Source organism: Spiroplasma endosymbiont of Tiphia femorata (assembly GCF_964020225.1).
Taxonomy (GTDB): domain Bacteria; phylum Bacillota_I; class Bacilli_A; order Mycoplasmatales; family VBWQ01; genus Spiroplasma_E.
The window spans coordinates 769983-786650 of sequence record NZ_OZ026544.1 but is presented as its reverse complement, the minus strand read 5'-3'; the positions used below and the strand labels follow the sequence as shown (position 1 = coordinate 786650).

At 23.4% G+C, this 16668-nt stretch carries 25 protein-coding genes; 6 read left to right on the top strand and 19 right to left on the bottom strand.

From position 1 onward, the window contains the following. The first annotated feature begins 140 nt into the window (after positions 1-140). From AACK83_RS04940 to AACK83_RS04930, 3 genes are read left to right on the top strand one after another with little or no spacing between them, the layout of a single operon-like run. Positions 141-893 carry a segregation/condensation protein A gene (locus tag AACK83_RS04940; protein WP_252319677.1) on the top strand — a complete coding sequence of 251 codons (753 nt, stop codon included), beginning with the start codon at positions 141-143 and terminating at the stop codon, positions 891-893. Beyond that, positions 886-1467, top strand: coding sequence for an SMC-Scp complex subunit ScpB (gene scpB, locus AACK83_RS04935; protein ID WP_286641535.1), 582 nt, complete (start codon positions 886-888; stop codon positions 1465-1467). The genes AACK83_RS04940 and scpB overlap by 8 nt, the downstream gene beginning before the upstream one ends. Then, positions 1460-2197, top strand: coding sequence for a pseudouridine synthase (locus AACK83_RS04930; RefSeq protein WP_338959663.1), 738 nt, complete (start codon positions 1460-1462; stop codon positions 2195-2197). Before scpB ends, AACK83_RS04930 begins: the two co-directional genes overlap by 8 nt. Before the next feature lie 21 nt (positions 2198-2218). Here the strand turns inward: AACK83_RS04930 and AACK83_RS04925 are convergent, their stop codons facing one another. Further along, positions 2219-3349, bottom strand: coding sequence for a ribosome-inactivating family protein (locus AACK83_RS04925; protein ID WP_338959660.1), 1131 nt, complete (start codon positions 3347-3349; stop codon positions 2219-2221). 281 nt (positions 3350-3630) lie between these two features. On the opposite strand from AACK83_RS04925, the gene AACK83_RS04920 reads away from it, so the two are divergent. The 3 genes from AACK83_RS04920 to AACK83_RS04910 all read left to right on the top strand — a co-directional run bounded on the left by AACK83_RS04920 (position 3631) and on the right by AACK83_RS04910 (position 6627). Next, complete coding sequence (locus tag AACK83_RS04920; RefSeq protein ID WP_338959305.1) at positions 3631-4128, top strand: hypothetical protein; 498 nt, start codon at positions 3631-3633, stop codon at positions 4126-4128. A 123-nt stretch (positions 4129-4251) separates the two neighbouring features. After that, entirely contained in the window at positions 4252-6186 is a 1935-nt protein-coding gene (locus AACK83_RS04915; RefSeq protein ID WP_338959657.1) for a hypothetical protein, read from the top strand. Positions 6187-6501: 315 nt separating this feature from the next. Beyond that, a complete protein-coding gene (locus tag AACK83_RS04910; RefSeq protein ID WP_338959655.1) occupies positions 6502-6627 on the top strand; it encodes a hypothetical protein in 126 nt (41 codons plus the stop codon). A gap of 428 nt (positions 6628-7055) precedes the next feature. Here AACK83_RS04910 and AACK83_RS04905 read toward each other — a convergent pair whose 3' ends face one another. The 18 genes from AACK83_RS04905 to AACK83_RS04820 form a co-directional block, all read right to left on the bottom strand. Then, complete coding sequence (locus AACK83_RS04905) at positions 7056-7736, bottom strand: hypothetical protein (RefSeq protein ID WP_338959652.1); 681 nt, start codon at positions 7734-7736, stop codon at positions 7056-7058. A 151-nt stretch (positions 7737-7887) separates the two neighbouring features. Continuing rightward, positions 7888-8748: a hypothetical protein gene (locus AACK83_RS04900; protein ID WP_338959649.1), complete on the bottom strand. Its 861-nt coding sequence runs from the start codon at positions 8746-8748 to the stop codon at positions 7888-7890. Beyond that, positions 8748-8981, bottom strand: a complete 234-nt coding sequence (locus AACK83_RS04895) for a hypothetical protein (RefSeq protein ID WP_338956739.1) — start codon at positions 8979-8981, stop codon at positions 8748-8750. Before AACK83_RS04895 ends, AACK83_RS04900 begins: the two co-directional genes overlap by 1 nt. Positions 8982-9013: 32 nt before the next feature. After that, the gene (locus tag AACK83_RS04890; RefSeq protein WP_338956741.1) at positions 9014-10069 is read right to left on the bottom strand and encodes a hypothetical protein; all 1056 of its coding nucleotides are present in this window, start codon (positions 10067-10069) and stop codon (positions 9014-9016) included. Between the two features lie 2 nt (positions 10070-10071). Further along, positions 10072-10263 (bottom strand): hypothetical protein, encoded by a 192-nt coding sequence (locus AACK83_RS04885; RefSeq protein ID WP_174481228.1) that lies wholly within the window; start codon positions 10261-10263, stop codon positions 10072-10074. A 9-nt stretch (positions 10264-10272) separates the two neighbouring features. Further along, on the bottom strand, positions 10273-10470 hold the full coding sequence (locus tag AACK83_RS04880; protein WP_338956743.1) for a hypothetical protein: 198 nt from the start codon (positions 10468-10470) through the stop codon (positions 10273-10275). 3 nt (positions 10471-10473) lie between these two features. Next, positions 10474-10797: a hypothetical protein gene (locus tag AACK83_RS04875; protein ID WP_338957437.1), complete on the bottom strand. Its 324-nt coding sequence runs from the start codon at positions 10795-10797 to the stop codon at positions 10474-10476. A gap of 12 nt (positions 10798-10809) precedes the next feature. Then, a complete protein-coding gene (locus tag AACK83_RS04870) occupies positions 10810-11070 on the bottom strand; it encodes a hypothetical protein (protein ID WP_338956747.1) in 261 nt (86 codons plus the stop codon). 34 nt (positions 11071-11104) lie between these two features. Then, complete coding sequence (locus tag AACK83_RS04865; protein WP_338956748.1) at positions 11105-11305, bottom strand: hypothetical protein; 201 nt, start codon at positions 11303-11305, stop codon at positions 11105-11107. Between the two features lies 1 nt (position 11306). Next, on the bottom strand, positions 11307-11495 hold the full coding sequence (locus AACK83_RS04860; protein WP_338956750.1) for a hypothetical protein: 189 nt from the start codon (positions 11493-11495) through the stop codon (positions 11307-11309). After that, on the bottom strand, positions 11495-11620 hold the full coding sequence (locus AACK83_RS04855; protein ID WP_338956654.1) for a hypothetical protein: 126 nt from the start codon (positions 11618-11620) through the stop codon (positions 11495-11497). The genes AACK83_RS04860 and AACK83_RS04855 overlap by 1 nt, the downstream gene beginning before the upstream one ends. Position 11621: 1 nt before the next feature. Then, on the bottom strand, positions 11622-12479 hold the full coding sequence (locus AACK83_RS04850) for a hypothetical protein (protein WP_338956752.1): 858 nt from the start codon (positions 12477-12479) through the stop codon (positions 11622-11624). Positions 12480-12696: 217 nt separating this feature from the next. Continuing rightward, a complete protein-coding gene (locus AACK83_RS04845) occupies positions 12697-12900 on the bottom strand; it encodes a hypothetical protein (protein ID WP_338956753.1) in 204 nt (67 codons plus the stop codon). Positions 12901-12959: 59 nt separating this feature from the next. Next, positions 12960-13235: a hypothetical protein gene (locus AACK83_RS04840; protein WP_338956755.1), complete on the bottom strand. Its 276-nt coding sequence runs from the start codon at positions 13233-13235 to the stop codon at positions 12960-12962. 243 nt (positions 13236-13478) lie between these two features. Next, a complete protein-coding gene (locus AACK83_RS04835) occupies positions 13479-13994 on the bottom strand; it encodes a hypothetical protein (protein ID WP_338956756.1) in 516 nt (171 codons plus the stop codon). A gap of 61 nt (positions 13995-14055) precedes the next feature. Next, entirely contained in the window at positions 14056-15003 is a 948-nt protein-coding gene (locus tag AACK83_RS04830; protein WP_338959646.1) for a rolling circle replication-associated protein, read from the bottom strand. 214 nt (positions 15004-15217) lie between these two features. Continuing rightward, positions 15218-16177, bottom strand: a complete 960-nt coding sequence (locus AACK83_RS04825) for an NCS2 family permease (RefSeq protein WP_338959643.1) — start codon at positions 16175-16177, stop codon at positions 15218-15220. Beyond that, a complete protein-coding gene (locus AACK83_RS04820; protein WP_338959640.1) occupies positions 16134-16616 on the bottom strand; it encodes a solute carrier family 23 protein in 483 nt (160 codons plus the stop codon). Before AACK83_RS04820 ends, AACK83_RS04825 begins: the two co-directional genes overlap by 44 nt. Positions 16617-16668 lie beyond the last annotated feature (52 nt).

The following is a 16668-nucleotide window of genomic DNA, read 5'->3' as shown; positions in this document are numbered from 1 at the left end:
TAATAACTTTTAAAACTTATTTTAATCATTAAAAAAATAAAAATAAGTTTTTTTTATTTATTAAAGATTAATCAAGTACTATTAAATTAAGTTATAATTAATATTAATAAGTATAAAATGATATTGAGGGAACGAGAATAATGTTACAACCAGTAATTACAATTGAATCTTTTCAAGGACCAATGGATTTGCTTTTGCATTTAATTAAAGAAAAAAATATTGATATTTTAGATTTAAATCTAAATGATGTTACTAACCAATATGTTCATTTTATTAATGAAGAATTAATTAAAAACATTGATTTAGTAAGTGAATATTTACCGATTGCTGCTTATTTATTAGAATTGCAATCAAAACAATTATTACCAAAACAAGAACTAGTAGTAGATAGTGCTTATGAAAATGAAGTTAATCGTCAAAAATTAATTGCTCGTTTATTAGAATATAAAAAATTTAAAGAAATAAGTAATTATTTTAAAGAACAGGCTGTATATAGAACCCAATTATTAACAAAAGCACCTAGTGATTTAAAAACATATTTAGTTGATGAAATTACACCAATTTTGGTAAAAAATAATGTTAATAAACTAACACAAGCAATGTTAAACTTATTTAATAGACTACAAAATGAAAATAAATTACCAGTTAATTTAGCATTAAACTTAATTTCAGCTGAAGATCGAGCTAAAGAAATTAAACAGTTACTGAAAAAAAATCCCAAGCAACATTTTACTTTAGAACAATTATTTTTTACTAAAACATTAACTTTACATTATTTTATTATTACTTTTATTGCAATTTTAGATCTTGCAAATCATCAAATGTTACATATTATACAAACTAATACTTTTACTGAAATTACAGTAATTTATCGAGGTGAGAAAAATGAATAATAGCAATTGAAAAACAAACGAAAGATTAGCAGTTTTACAAGGTTTATTATTTATTGCTGGCAATGAAGGTCTTGATTTATTAACACTTGCTGAATATTTAGAATTAACAAAAAAACCAAAAACTGTTGAAAATTTAATTGCATCTTTACAAATGAAATTAAATGATGATGATACCAGTGGTTTAAGTTTAATTAAAGTTGGTAATATTTATAAATTAACAACAAAACCTATTCATTATAATCGCTATCAAGTATTAAAACAACAACCTTTAATACGTTTATCACAAGCAGCTTTAGAAACACTAGCTATTATTGCTTATAATCATCCAGTTACTAAACCACAAATTGAAGATATTCGTGGTGTAAATTGTGATTCTATTATTTTTAAACTAAAAAGTTTAAATTTAATTACCGAGATTGGTCGTAGTGAATTACCGGGAAAACCAATTTTATATGATTTAACTGATGAATTTATGGATCATTTTAATATCGAATCTTTAACTCAATTGCCAACTTTGCCTCAATTTAATAACCAAAATGATGAACAAGAAATCTACAACTTTACTAATGAATAATGATTTAGAACGCTTGCAAAAAGTTATTGCTAATTCTGGAGTATGTTCACGACGAAAAGCAGAATTACTAATTATTAATGGGCAAGTAACAGTTAATGGGCAAATTATTACAACGTTAGGTTTTAAAGTTACAAGTAGTGATGTTATTAAAGTTAATAATCAAATTATTAAGCAATCTAATCATATTTATTTAGCATTTTATAAACCACCTAATTGTTTAACAACAGTAAGTGATCCTAAAAATCGACCAACGGTAATGAATTATTTTACTAATATTAATAGTAGAATTTACCCAGTCGGTCGTTTAGATTTTGATACTTCAGGTTTGTTGTTAATGACTAATGATGGTGAATTTACTAATGCTATTATTCATCCTCGTTATAAAATAGATAAGGTATATGAAGTATTGGCAAGTGGTATTTTGTCATCAAATGCTATTAAAAAACTACAAGACGGTATTATTTTATCAACTTCATTTACAACTTCTCCTGCTATTGTTAAAATAATTTATAAAAATATAAAAAAAGAAAATACTTTACTACATCTCACTATTCATGAAGGACAAAATCAACAAGTTAAACGTATGATTAAAGCAGTAGGAAGTAGAGTAATTACTTTAAAGCGTTTACAAGTTGCTAATATTACTTTAAAAGATTTAGCAATGGGTGAATATCGTTATTTGACAGAAGAAGAAGTAACAACATTGATGAAATTGAGTCAAAAGAGTTAAAATAAAAGAATAATTTATTTTTTAAATATAACAACTTTTTATATTTTCTGGGTTTGTCTTTATATCAAAAACCTTATTTATTTCAATAATATTATCAGCAAAATCTTTTGCTGTTTTTATTTCGTCTTGTAATTTTTTATTTGTAATAATATCATTTTTAAAATTTTTCAGTATTTCAATAAGATTATTTAAGTTTTGAAATTTATTTATTTCTTTAGCAATAGCGTATTTTTGTTTTTCACAGATTTTAATACCGATATCTATTCAATCTTGTAATTTTTTTATTTTTCATTTTTGATTTGGAGTTATTAATGGTGGATTTTGATAATTGTTAATTGCATGATACATGCTTGTGTTAAAAACCATTATTCTTAATCCATTATTACTTAATTCTTGGTGAAAATATTTATTTAAGTTACCTTTATTATTTAAAAGATAATTAATAGCATTATGTGTTCCGCGATCTCAATTTCTTATAATTTTTTGAAAAAAAACTCAACTTTGTATTATTGGATTTATAGGTCTTTGACTTTGAAGAATAAAATATTTAACACTTCTGAAACGAATACTTTCTGATGTAGTTAGAATTACTCCTATTAATGAGCATTTAATTTGATTTTCATTTAAGTTAGAATTTGTTAACAATAAAAAATCATTATGTATTGTTTGTCAAGAATAATTATTATGTGCCTGGAGTCCATTACTTGCTACATAACTTCCTACAAAAGGTAAAGATTGGCAAAAAATATTTTTTATATTAGGATTTATTAATGTGCTGTCTTCAAAATAATAATAAGTTGTTTCAAAAGTAAATCCTTGTAGGTATAAACTTTTTGAACAAAAAAATAATTTTAACGTTTTTTGTTCAATATTTACAGTAATTGAAAAGTAATCATATTGTGCTTTTTGATTTATATAATAAAACTCTGAGTTAGCATTTGAACCATATGTATTTGGCATTTTTAATAAAATAGTTTCTATATATAGTTCTTTAATAATATGATTTAATTTTTTAAAAAATATTATAGGATTATCATTTAAAACTTCTAAAATTGTTATTGTATGAAAAATACTTAAGTTGATTATTTCTTCTTCATCAAATTTTTCTTTTTCTTTTCAATCTTTTTTTTCAAAATTTGATTTTTTTGGCATATTTAATTTTCCTTTCAAAATAAAAACCCATTTACTTTTTATGAAAGTAAATGGATTAAAAACTAATATTTAGTTATATACAGTATAGAAAATAAAAAAAATTTGTCAACTTTAGAATCTTTTATATTATTTCAAAATAGGTCAAATTTCAAAAAAAGTAATAATAAAAACTTTAATAGTGTTAAAAGCATTTTTTATGTTTTTTAGATAATCATTTATTATTATTATTTATAGTTTATTTTAAAAATTAAAATAAATGAATTTTTTTGAAAGGAAAAAAAATGAAAGAAGAACATTTAAAAGAGATAAATGAAAAAATATTAAATATAAAAAAATTATATAAACGTAATAATGAAATTTTAAATGAAATCATATTTAATAGAAATAACTATTGTGACGAAGAGATAGATATGATAAAAGATTCAATTTTAGAACAAAATTATAATTTTCAAGAAATAAAAATTCAACTTTTAGAACATCAAAATTTTTTATTAAGTAAAAATATAAATAATGAATTCTTAGTTAATAATCTTGAGTTAGAATTATCAATCAATAAATTTTGATATAAATTTTCTATTAAACTTTATAAAAAAGAAAAAGAAATAGTTAAATATTGAAAAGAACAGTATTTTGAATGTTATAAAAAACAATTTTTTGTAAAGAAAAACTTAGAAAATGATAATAAAATATCAAATTTTGTTATTAAAAAAATTAATAAAGATGTACAAAATATTTCGATTTCAACTCCTTCATTAAAAGTACATACATTAAAAATGTAAAATATATAACAAGCTATTTTTTAATAAAATCATTTAAAAATCTAGAATTTAATTTTTTTTAAATTATGATATAATCACTTTAAAATAATTATTAATTTTTTACAATATTTAAATGAGGTATATATGAAAAAACCATTATCATTTATGGGTGCATTATTATTATCAAGTGCAGTCACTGCTAGTACAACGGCATGTAATAATCTAACTATATTCAAAAAAGATTTAAAAAAAGATTTAACACAAACAGATTTAAAAATTGTACCAGAGGAACATCGAGGAACAATACCTACAGATTATGAATTAAAATCACAACTATTTATTTTAAATCATGAACTTCATACTGATAATATTAAAATTATTAATAAAACCACTAATTATGCTTTTGTTGTTGGTGATGGTATTTTTTATAATCAAGATAAAATTAAAATTACTTATCAAATCCAAACTATTGATATTAGAACAATAATTGTTGATGGAGCATCCATTGGTAATTTTAGTACTAGTGGTCAAAAACCTACTGTGGAAGCTGTTTACAGTCGTATTAAAGAAAAATATTCTAATTTAGAAATGGATCGCCTTAAAATTGACGTTATTTCTAATAAAGAAGCAACTATTACAGGTATTACGGGTGATGATATTATTCCTCTTTATACTGGTAAGGTAACAGTTACATTTAGTACTAATGATAGTGTTGATTTAAGTACTATTATTAATAAAAAAGATTTAACGGTTAAGACTAGTGGTCATGATATACCATCAAATAATGATGTAATGAGAGCATTACGTGATACTTACCAAGAAAAGTTAGATACTTCTTTTATTGCAATAGAAATTACTTCTACTAATAGTGCCACTATTACTAGTACAAATCAAAAAAAATATACTGGTAAAGTAATACTAAGTTTAAATCTTGATATTAGAATTGCTCTTAAAGACGTTATTAATAAGGGATTAGATAAAATTGCTATTATAGGAAAAGTAATAACTTTAGAAGATGTTAATAGTGCATTGAAAAAACAATATTCAAGCTTAAATATGAATGCTATTCAAGTAACGTTGCAAAATAATAGTGTTACTATTAAATCTATTAATCAATATGTATACACTGGTCCTAATGTAGTAATTGATAATTTACTTATTGATTTCAATAGTGTTTTAAATAATAAATTACCAACTTTTAATATTCCTGGACAAAACAAACCAAGTAAAGGACAATTAATTTCAGCACTTAAAACCGCTAACTATAATCTTGATGTAAGCAAAATTATAGTTGATAAAATTACTGATAATAGTGCAGTTATTAATGGTGATGGTAAATTTTATAGCAATGATAGTATTGTTGTTACTTATGATTGTGATAAAACAGAACTTTTAAGTGATGTTTTTAAAAATTTAAATTTAGGAACAATTAAAACTAATGGATTATCAAAACCAAATATTGAAGAAATTAAAACTGCGATTAGTAAAAGTAATCCAAATGTAAAGTTAGATGCAATTAAATTTAGTGAAGATGATATTACTAATCAACAAGTAACTATTAGTGGTGATGAAACTATTTATAAAGGGAAGATAGTTGCTGATTTTACTATTGATAGTAGTATTATTAATAATGATCAACTAAATTATAATTATAGTGAAACTAATAGTGTTGGTTCATTAAAAAGTACTTGAACCAGCCCCGATATTACTCTATTATCTAATTGAACAAATTATGCACCAGATTGAGATAGTTTTTCTAATAAGTTTAGTAAATTAAGTTTTGGTGATAATTCGTATTTTAGTCTTTATTGTAATACTTATACTGATCAAAAATTAAAAGGTTCGCAATTAAGTATTAATACTAATGATATTAATAATGATAGAAACAAAAATATATTTGAGCTTAGTTATTATTATGATGGTGGATTTTGAGGAGCCTTTCTTGAATTACATGGTTATATTCATATTTGACATGATGAAGAAAATGTTTATGTAAGCATTAATTGAAGCATTGATACAGTTAAATGTTTCCGTGATCGAGTATGGAATATTAACTTGCAAGGTGTAACCTTTAGTTAGAATTTAACAGATTATATTTATATAGTTTTACTGTTAATCATATAATTTTGAAATATTAATTTTTATTAAAAAGATAAATGAGAGATAATACTCTCATTTTTAATATCTTTTTATATAAATTAAGTAAATAACTAAAAAAGGATATACAAAGTAAGTTTAAAAATTAAAATTAAAAATTATTAATTTATAATTATTATAAACTTAATATAGTTTTTATTTTAAAATAAATGAGTTTAGATTGAAAGGAAAAAAATGATGAATAGAGGGTAAGAAATAAATATATTAAATGTAGAGATAAGTTTAATTGAACAAAAAATGGCTATTATTAAAAGTAATTTAGAAACTTGTATCAAAAATATAAGTGATAATCAAAGACAAGTATCTAATTATTTAGAACAACTTAAAAGAGAAGAATTAGAACATAAAAATTTATTGTCTTAACCATGTTTAGAAAAAAGTATAATGATAGTAATAAATCCAATACAAGTTATAGTAAATTAACATAATTGAAGTAATTATATAAGTTTTATATTTAATTTATTTAATAAAAAGTTATCATTTCTGATAACTTTTTTATATGTTTATTTATATTATTGAAAATTTCATTTAAGTAATCTTGTTGAAAGTTGGTTTTAAAAATTTTGAAAGTGTTGAAAATCAAATTTAATTTATTCTGTAGGAGCTATTCCACAATCAATTCTATGGATACTTACATTACCAAAATGGATTTCTAAAAAAACTTTTGAATTTGGAAAATTTCCTGTTACTGGTGTTCAAGTGTTACTATCACTAAAAAATTGTGTAGAAATTTTTGTATTTAGTATTTTAACTAGTTCATCAAATTGCTTTTGTTTATCATTAGTTTTAAATTAAAATTTAAAACTAGTAATCGGATTACCTTGTCTAAAACCTTCTTCTGTTGTTAATTTTAAAGTACTTTTATTAAATATAATATTAGTAATAATTATATTATTAATACCTAATTGATTATTTTTGCTTGTATTGATAGTATAAGATGTAATAAGTTTATCAATTTTGTCATCTTTGTTTACAATATCAATTTGACAAGTACCGTCACTAACTTGAAAGTCATTTTCATTATTTTCTGTAATTTTACCTGGATTACTATTTCTAACTTTTGCAATTAAATTACTAATTTCATTAACATCATAACTTGAATAATCCTGATTTTCATTACCAGATGTATATCCTAATTCTTGTAAAAATGCTGCAGCATGCTCATTTCTTGCTTTATATTTTTTTGAAGTAGAACCTGTAATTAATAATTTATTTTTAAAGAGATTATCGGGTGTAATTAATGAATCATCGGCAATAATTAAATATTTTTCGTTATTACTATCATAACTTAATTTTTGTTGGATTAAACTTATTGAGTTATCTGAATTATATCATCCTAATAATTTTGCATATCTAGAATTTAAATCAGGCACTTTTATTGAATCATATTCACAAGCAATAATTGAGCTTGTGCTAATAGAAGTTAAAGTAATTGCACTCATCATTTTTAATGTTATTTTTATACTTCTCATATTTGTACCCCCATAAATAGTATTAATTACTTTTAATGATTTATAACTATCATTTAGAGTAATATTCAAGTATATAGGGACTTCGTCCCTCGCCACTACGTGGCTCACCCAAATTATAGTCCCAGTAGGTTCACTGGGACTATAATCATTTTTATTTATCTTTATTTTTAAGTTTATCTTTTTTCTTTAAAATATTATCCAATTTATCCAAACCAGCAAATTTAATATCACTATAAGTCATATCGATACTACTTGCTTCTTTAAGGTATTTCTTAGGTGATAATTCACTTTTAAGTTCATGCACATAATGTAAAGCCCTAGAATTATACCTTTTCAACCAATGTCTAGGAAAAAATAAAGTCATAGCCATTGCTTCACCGCTATAACTTGGAGGCATTATGCCTTTTTTAATCATTTTCTTTGTTCTACGTCGTGAAAACACTACTTTATTATAATCCTCAATATTAGTATATAAATTAAGATTAAATATAACAACAAAGCCCAAAAAACGCATTCTTTTAACTTGCACAACATACTCTACTTTTTCTCTTGCTTGTACTGGTATTCTATTAGGGTGTTGTTCAATCAAATACATTGTACCATTAAACATGTGACCTATTAACTTACAAAATTGTCCTAAACTTTCTTGTTGATTTTTAAACTGTACTCCTAAATCATTAGAATTTATTTTTAATGCTAATTCATCTAAAATTATTAAATCTTCTTCCTCAAAAGCATAATTACTTGCTAACTGATTAAAAGTAAAAACATCATTATAATTAACCAAATAAGAATAACCATTTTTTAATTTAATAGGAAAAGGACTAACTACTCGTTTTTTATGAGTTTGTGCTAAAAAACAAGCAAGAGCAGATTTACCAGTGCGTGGTGGCGCTGAAATAATATAACTACCTACACGTTTTAAAATTTTAACATTACGAATAGTTATAAGAATTGGATAAATAATCATAATCAAACCTATAACCAATAACACGTAACCATATCAAGGCATTATTTAACCACCTTATTTTTATTTTTAAACTTACTTTTAATTCAAAAACAAAATTTCATAAAATATGAACCAAAAACAAAAGAAAAAATAAAATTAAAAATAAACAATAAAAATTGAACATCAAAACCAGAATTTTCATAAAATAATTTTAATTTATCTACATCAAAATTAAAAAATAATGCAGTAACTAATGATGTTAAAAACAAACAACAACTGTAATCAAAATTTCACATCAAAACAATCTTTTATTTTCCATAATAAACTCCTAACCTATAATTAAACTAATTGCTCTAACAAATAACCATAAAGGTATAATATTTTCTATTCCACTAACAATATCAACATTTAAAGCAGTACTAATCGTATCTGAAAAAATATGTCGTAATAAACTATCTGTTGTAAAAAGAAATTGTCTTAATGGTTCAACTGGTAAAACTTTACCAACAACACCATAAAGTATTCATCTAAAAGCATTACGCAGATGACCAAAAACATCATATCAACTAACACGTTCATACTCAGGGTTAAAAGGACTATTTGGTGGTACTGGAACAATATCTTTGGAAGAAAAAATATTCATCTGACCAAATTTAACATGCAAACCGTCACGATTAGTTAACGAAGATAAATCAAAATCAATTGTTAAATGCTTTAAATTTGGAACACGAACCGGCATAGTAACAAAATTATATTTTCCTAAATTATAAACACTATCTTTATCATTTAATACACCTTTAAAATTATAACGAATATTACCCTCATAATCTAAAAATGAAAATGTATAAATAGAAGAAAAATAACTAAAATATTCAGCAGAAATATAAAACATAAAACCTTGTATATAAAAACTCAAAGGTTTTGTAATTTCAAAAGTCAACTTAAAACTTAAATTATTAGAAACATTATAATTTCAAAAAACTAACTCATTAAACTTACCAGTTTGTATATAATTATGATTAAATAAAATAAGAGATAACTGGTTTAAATCTTGCTCTGTAAAATCATAATTTGTAGACAAATCACTAACTCGTCTATCAAAATTACCTACCACATCAGAATGAAATTGAATTGAATAAGGAGTATCAGTAGTTTTATGTACAACAGCAGAAACTAATTTTAAATCTGGTTGGCCAACATCAAAATAAGCAGAGTTTCATGGAATAGTTGCTCAATCATTAAAATCATTATATTTAACGGGTTTAACCATATCGCTAGTTATAGTGTAATTACTTTCACTAGGTGCATTAAAAACAATTAAACTAGTTGGTGCTTGAACAGTACTATTTACAACAAAAAATAATTTAACAAACTTAAATCACATAATTATTTACCAAATAAACATTTTAAAATTCACCATGAACCATAAAATATAATAAATCCAATAAAAAACTGAGTTCCATAAACCACTAAATTTCATAAAATAGTAGTAAAATCATCAACTGGACTACCTATAAACATAGTTCAATAATCAACTATACATTGATGTATTTTATTGTAAATATCTCAAACACTCATAATTAACACCTACCCAAATAATGACCTAAAAACAAATTTAATACTACGATAAATAAAATTAAAAAATACACCTAATACCAACCAAAAAGTCAAATTAAACAAAATATAAACTTCATCAGTAATATTTGGTTGATTTAAAAATATACTAATATCATTACTAGAAAATATAAAAATTAAATGCAATATACTATTAACAAAATCACTCATAAATTAAGCACCTACAAACTTCCCTTTTTTATTTTCAACACCCTTAGCCTTATTTCTTAAACGTTTTCTTTCATGTTGTTTAGCAATTTGCTTTCCAACAAATTTTGAACTTCCTTTAATATTTCTATAACTTTGCTTTACAGTACCCGATGTAAAAACTGGCTGAATATCAATATTTAAAAAAACTGACATAGCAAACTTTATTAAAAGAATAAAAACAACAAAAGTCCCCAAATTAAAACCCAAATCTGCCATTGGCAAATTTCAAAATTTCATAAAAATTTGCGCAAATAATTCTAAAATTTTTGAAATAAAAGCAACACCCATAATAAACTACTCCTATATTATTTTTAATAATTTTAAAATTAATGAAAAAGTAAAAAGTACTAAAATAATTGCTAACAATGGTGCTGGCATAGAAACTATTTGTTGTGAACTATCACCAAAAATAAAACTTTTAATAACCAAAGATAAATTATGTAAACCGGAAAAATCAGTAATATAACTTTGCAAAATATTTTGCACAATATTATTTAAAGAAGGTAAAAGTTTACCTAATAAAGGAAAAACAAAAATTATTGCAAAAAATAATTTAATCATAACTATTACCTCCTAAAAACAACTTTAGTTTTTTCTACCTAAATCCACGAATAATATGTCCTATAAATTCTTTAATAAATACTAAGACCATCATAAATATTGGAATTAAAACTGGTCAATTTGTCATAATTGAATCACCAGCAAATACTCAATCAAATACATAACTAAAAGATTCTAATAATTTTTGGCCAATACCTCCAATCATATTTAATAGTGCGGTTAAACCTGCGGGCATTTTAATCACCTCCCTCCTCTAATTCTTTTCTTGCTCTTTCTTTCCGTTTTTGTTCTTTACAATATCAACAATCGGGATCAACTATATCATGTTTTTTATGTTTAAATTTTCAAACTAACTTTTTAATAGTACCTTTAAAAAACCAAGAAGTAGCAAACACAGCCAATATTACAACTATTCATTTAACCATTATTTTTTACCTCCTAAAAAATTATCAAAACTCATATTTTCACTTAATCTTTGTTCAAAATTTCGCTTTGCTTTTTTCTTATGTAACTTTTGTCTTGGCATATTTTTTCATTTATCTTTTTTCATTTTAAACACCACCTAATGTATAAGCATAAGAATAATCCCAGTTTAAACTTGCTCTATCTAAATTAATCTCCGACATATTATCATCATTTAAATCAACATCAACCATACTGTCATTTGTACTTTGATAATCACTAACACTAGTGTTAATTAATCTTGCTCTTTCATCAGTAAATACTTCTTGTAACTCTATATTATTATGTGTATTGCCTAATGGCAACAATAAACTATTTATAATTTCACTTGCTCCCGCAATTATCGTAGGAATAGCAAAATAATTATTAAAATTATTATTAATTCCCATAGCAACACCACTACTAATCAAACATCCACCAGTAGCCATATTACATATCTTTCTTATTGCTTCAAATTTATTAGGTATTAACTCAGTTAAACCACTAATAACATTCGCTATACCAAAACTATTTAAAGATATATAAGTATCTCAATCTACAAAAGGCTTATCAATTACTGGATTAGGAGTTGGTATTGGAGTAGGAATTGGTGGTTCAGTAGGACAAGGCGGCCAAAAACAAGGTTCATCTCTTAATAAAGAAACTGACTTATCTACATACTGAACAAACTTGGCATAGTTAATTAAACCAATAGTCCCTAAACCTAAAAATATCTTTTTATAACTATTAATAACTTTATTTCTAGTAGTTGGTCTTTGATTAATATTCCATATATCAATTCCTAACTTTTTACTAAATAACAAAGAATTTATAGAACCTAATACTGGGTCTTTTAAATATTGACCATAATAAGCACTAACACCTACCATAGCACTTAATGGACTTAATCCAGTTCTTAAAATTTTAGTTAAAGTATAATTACTAGTTTGCTCTAATTCATTAGGCATAAATAAAACTCCTTACTTTATATACTAATAAGGAGCTTATTTATGAATTATAATCTAATCCATTGGGGCTTAATGAAAAATATATAATCCATATATAAGTCCCTTATTTAATTTTTACTTATTTCTTTTATTCTCTTTTTTTACTCGTTCCATTTCATTAGCAACTCTGTAACACATTTCACAACCATATACTCGTTCATAAGTTCAATCACTACATTTATGTCTCATAATTTAACTTACTTTCTTGCTGTCTCATTGCCTTATTTAAAGCAATATCTAATATACAATTTGGACAATAATATTTTCTAGTATATAAGTTTTGTAAAACTCTTTTAGGACAAATAACTTGGTCACAAAGTTTACACATATAAATAGCTAAATGAAACGGTTGTCCACAAGAACAATTATTACTTCTAGCCATAATTTAAAATTAACTCCTAACATAAAATAATTATTTAAAATTACCCTTTTAATAAATAACTATTTTCAATTAGAAAGTTTTTTAATATTACCGCTTAAATCAAGTTCAAGTGAATAAAAATTACCAACTTTTAAATCAAGAGTAGATAAACAATTATTAAAATCACTAGCAAATTCCGGATTATATCATTTATCACGTGTTTGACCAGTTGGCACACTTGTTTGTTTGTTTATTTCTACAAACTTCAAAACATCAAACTTTAATGTTTGACCTTTATTATTTTTATCGGGAATAATACGCCCTTTTTCAATATTAACTAATTGAACTTTAAACATAAAAAAATACTTAACCTTTCGCGTTCATTAAAATTTAATTTAATAAGTCAAGCATAGTAGGGTAAACCTATACTTACTAATAATATATCATAAAAATATAAAATTTCAACTAAAAATAAAAAATGAACATTAGTAAGAACGCGAATAATCACTAATGTTCATTAACCATTATATATATATATATACAAGTATATTCTTTAATAATTTAATTTTTTATGATAAAACTTAAAATTTTTAAATTTATTATTTTAAATCATTTTTTAAACAATTCGGGCAAATAGCAATCATAATTTTTAACTTGTTTTTTTCAGTTACTAAAAAGAATTTAAAAATTACACTTCAATCAATTATTTTTTTCCTATTATATAATGAATTAGTAAATTCATCTCATTTTTTTGTATCAATAATACTTCTACATTGAGAACATTCATATTTATTTTCGAAATTAAAAATAGATAATAAAATATTTACTTCTCACAAATACGAATTAAAATGTGTTATAAATTGTTTTGACATTTCTTTTACTGAAAGTTGTTTACTACCTATTATTTCATTTTTATAATCTCTAAGTAAATTTTTCTCTTCATAAGAAAAAAATTGATATTTATTTCAAATCTTTTCTAATTCTTTATATAATTCTGTTCTAATTGTTCTTTTTCTATTTTCAAATTGAAAATATATAGTAATTCCTAAAGTTATAATAACAGACATAGCACTAATAATACTAGTACAAATTTCAATTATTGTTTTAGTATCCATTTTTTTCTCCTTTTATATTTTATTATAATTTAAAAAAATAAAAAAAATACTAAAAATTAAACTAATATAAAACTTTTTTCTTAAAATTTATTTCTTCAACTTTACTACCAAAAACTTTATAAACCCAAGTCAAAACATCTCTATCTCTATGATTTAAATAACCAATTTCACTAGTCCATAAATAATGTTTATACGATAAAGCACTTAAATATACATATTTTTCGTAATCTTCATATTCTTTAAAATAATCATTTACAACAGTACTCTCAATAATAACACCAATCATCACAGTATCACCATTACTATCTCTTTGAGTTTTAAAATAAAATACATTTGTTGCATTAAAACTTGCTTTAATTATATCTCCAATTGTCAATTTTTTAATACCACGAACAACAAGAGGATTTTTACAATTACGACTAAAAGCATAAGCCTTTACACCTACATCTGTCTGATTTATAGATTTAACATCATCCATGGCTTTTGTAACATATTTTCCTAAATATTTAACAACAAATTCATTTGTACCTTTTTTAACTACTTTTAAATCATTAAAACCATGAGTTCATCATTCTGCTAACATACTTTTATATATCTTTCTATTAAAAATTATATGAAAATGAATAGCACCACGAGATTGATATTCATAAACATAAAAATACTTTAATTCTCCTAAATTTTGAAAACGTTTAGGGTCATTTCATCACTTTTTTAATTTAATAAAAAATAAACCAATATCTTTTTTTGCTTTTTTAATATCTTGCATATTATTTTTATAAGTCAAAGTAACAAAACTTAACATTTTACTATTATAAAAATTATGTAATGCTTTTTGAATTAAATTAGTTTTAGTACGAGAAGTATTATTTCTCAATTTTTGTTTATTTCCAACATAACATTTACCTTTTTTATTTCCAATATTATTTAAAAAAGAAATAGGTAAAACAACATTTTTAACATAACAAGCATAAAAAATTTTTTTAACATAAAAATCTTGTTGAATATCCATATATAAAACTTCCGCGTTCTAGGTTTTAAAAAACCAATTTTATACATTTTAATAATAAACAAATCTTAACATAAAAAATTATAAAAACAAATAATAAAAGAAAAACGATACTTAATTAATTTAATTAATCTAGTATAAATTATATATTAATTTTATAAATTGAGTTTTATGAGTAAAAGTAGTTTAGTAAATAACACCGATAATATATCATATATTATTGAACAAAAGCATAAGCAATAAAGTAACCAATGAACATTAGATCAAGAATATAAGTAATAATATGAATATCTTTATATTTTTTATTAATTATTGATACCAAAGTATAAATCAAATAACCAATTGCAATACCATTAGTAATTGAATAAGTAATTATCATAATAATAATTGTAAAGAAAGCCGCAATACTAATCTCAGATTTTTTTCATTCGATGTTTATTAATTGTTTTATCATTAAACTACCAACAAAAATTAAAGCTGCTCCAGAAACACAAGGAGTAATTAGCTTAAATATTGGATATAAAATAATAGCAATTAAAAACATTGTTCCAGTAATTATTGCTGAAAATCCGGTTCTAGCACCTTGTGCAACACCAGTTGAAGATTCAATATAAGTAGTAATTGGTGAACAACCAATTAAGCTACCTGATAATGTACCAAATGAGTCAGCCATTAATGCTTTTTTATTTAATTCATAATTACTATTAACTTGTTCATTAATTTGATGAGTAATTGAATATAAACAACCTGTTGCATCAAAGAAAGAAACAAATAAAAAGACAAAAATAGCAATATACATTGTTGGTGAACTTCAAATTTTCGGATTTACAATTGCATTATAGGTATTGTTTAAATTAATTTTTCAAGAACTAAAATCTGAGTAACTTCAATTAGTTCAATGTGCAAAGTTTTTTTTAATAAAATCACTATTACTAACATTACCAATAATTAATGAGATTATTAGACCGCATAAAATTGCTAATGCAATTGCTCCTGGAACTTTTTTAAAATATAAAATGAATATTAGAGTTAAAACAAAAATTCCCATTAAAATTAATGGTCAGTTATCTTTTAAATTTGCTAATGAGGCAATTGGTAAACCGCTACCACTAATTTCTACCAAGCCAATATTTTTAAAACCAATATATGCAATAAAAAAACCAATACCAGTTACCAATTGCTAATTTCATTGATTGTGGTAATGATTGTATGATTAACATTCTAATTTTTGTAGCAGATATTAAACAAAATAAAATGGAAGAAATCATTACTGCGATTAAAGCTCCTTCATATCCAATTCCATTATTAGCAATATTAAAAGTAAATACAGCATTTAATCCCATACTTGGTGCTAATCCAACTGGCATATTAGCAGATAATCCCATAATCACTGTACCAATGAATGCAGCAATAGCAGTAGAAATAAAAATTCCCCCAAATTGCATATTCCCATTATTGACATTAATACTTGGTGCACTTGATAAAATGCTAGGTTGTACAGATAAAATGTAAACCATTGCTAAAAAAGTTGTTAAACCACCAATAATTTCTTTTTTAAAAGTAGCATTAAGACTATCAAATTTAAAAAACTTACTAATTGTTTTTTTATAAAACATATTTTATTCCTTTCTTAGAGTTAATTTAAAAATAAAAAAATCAACATTTCCC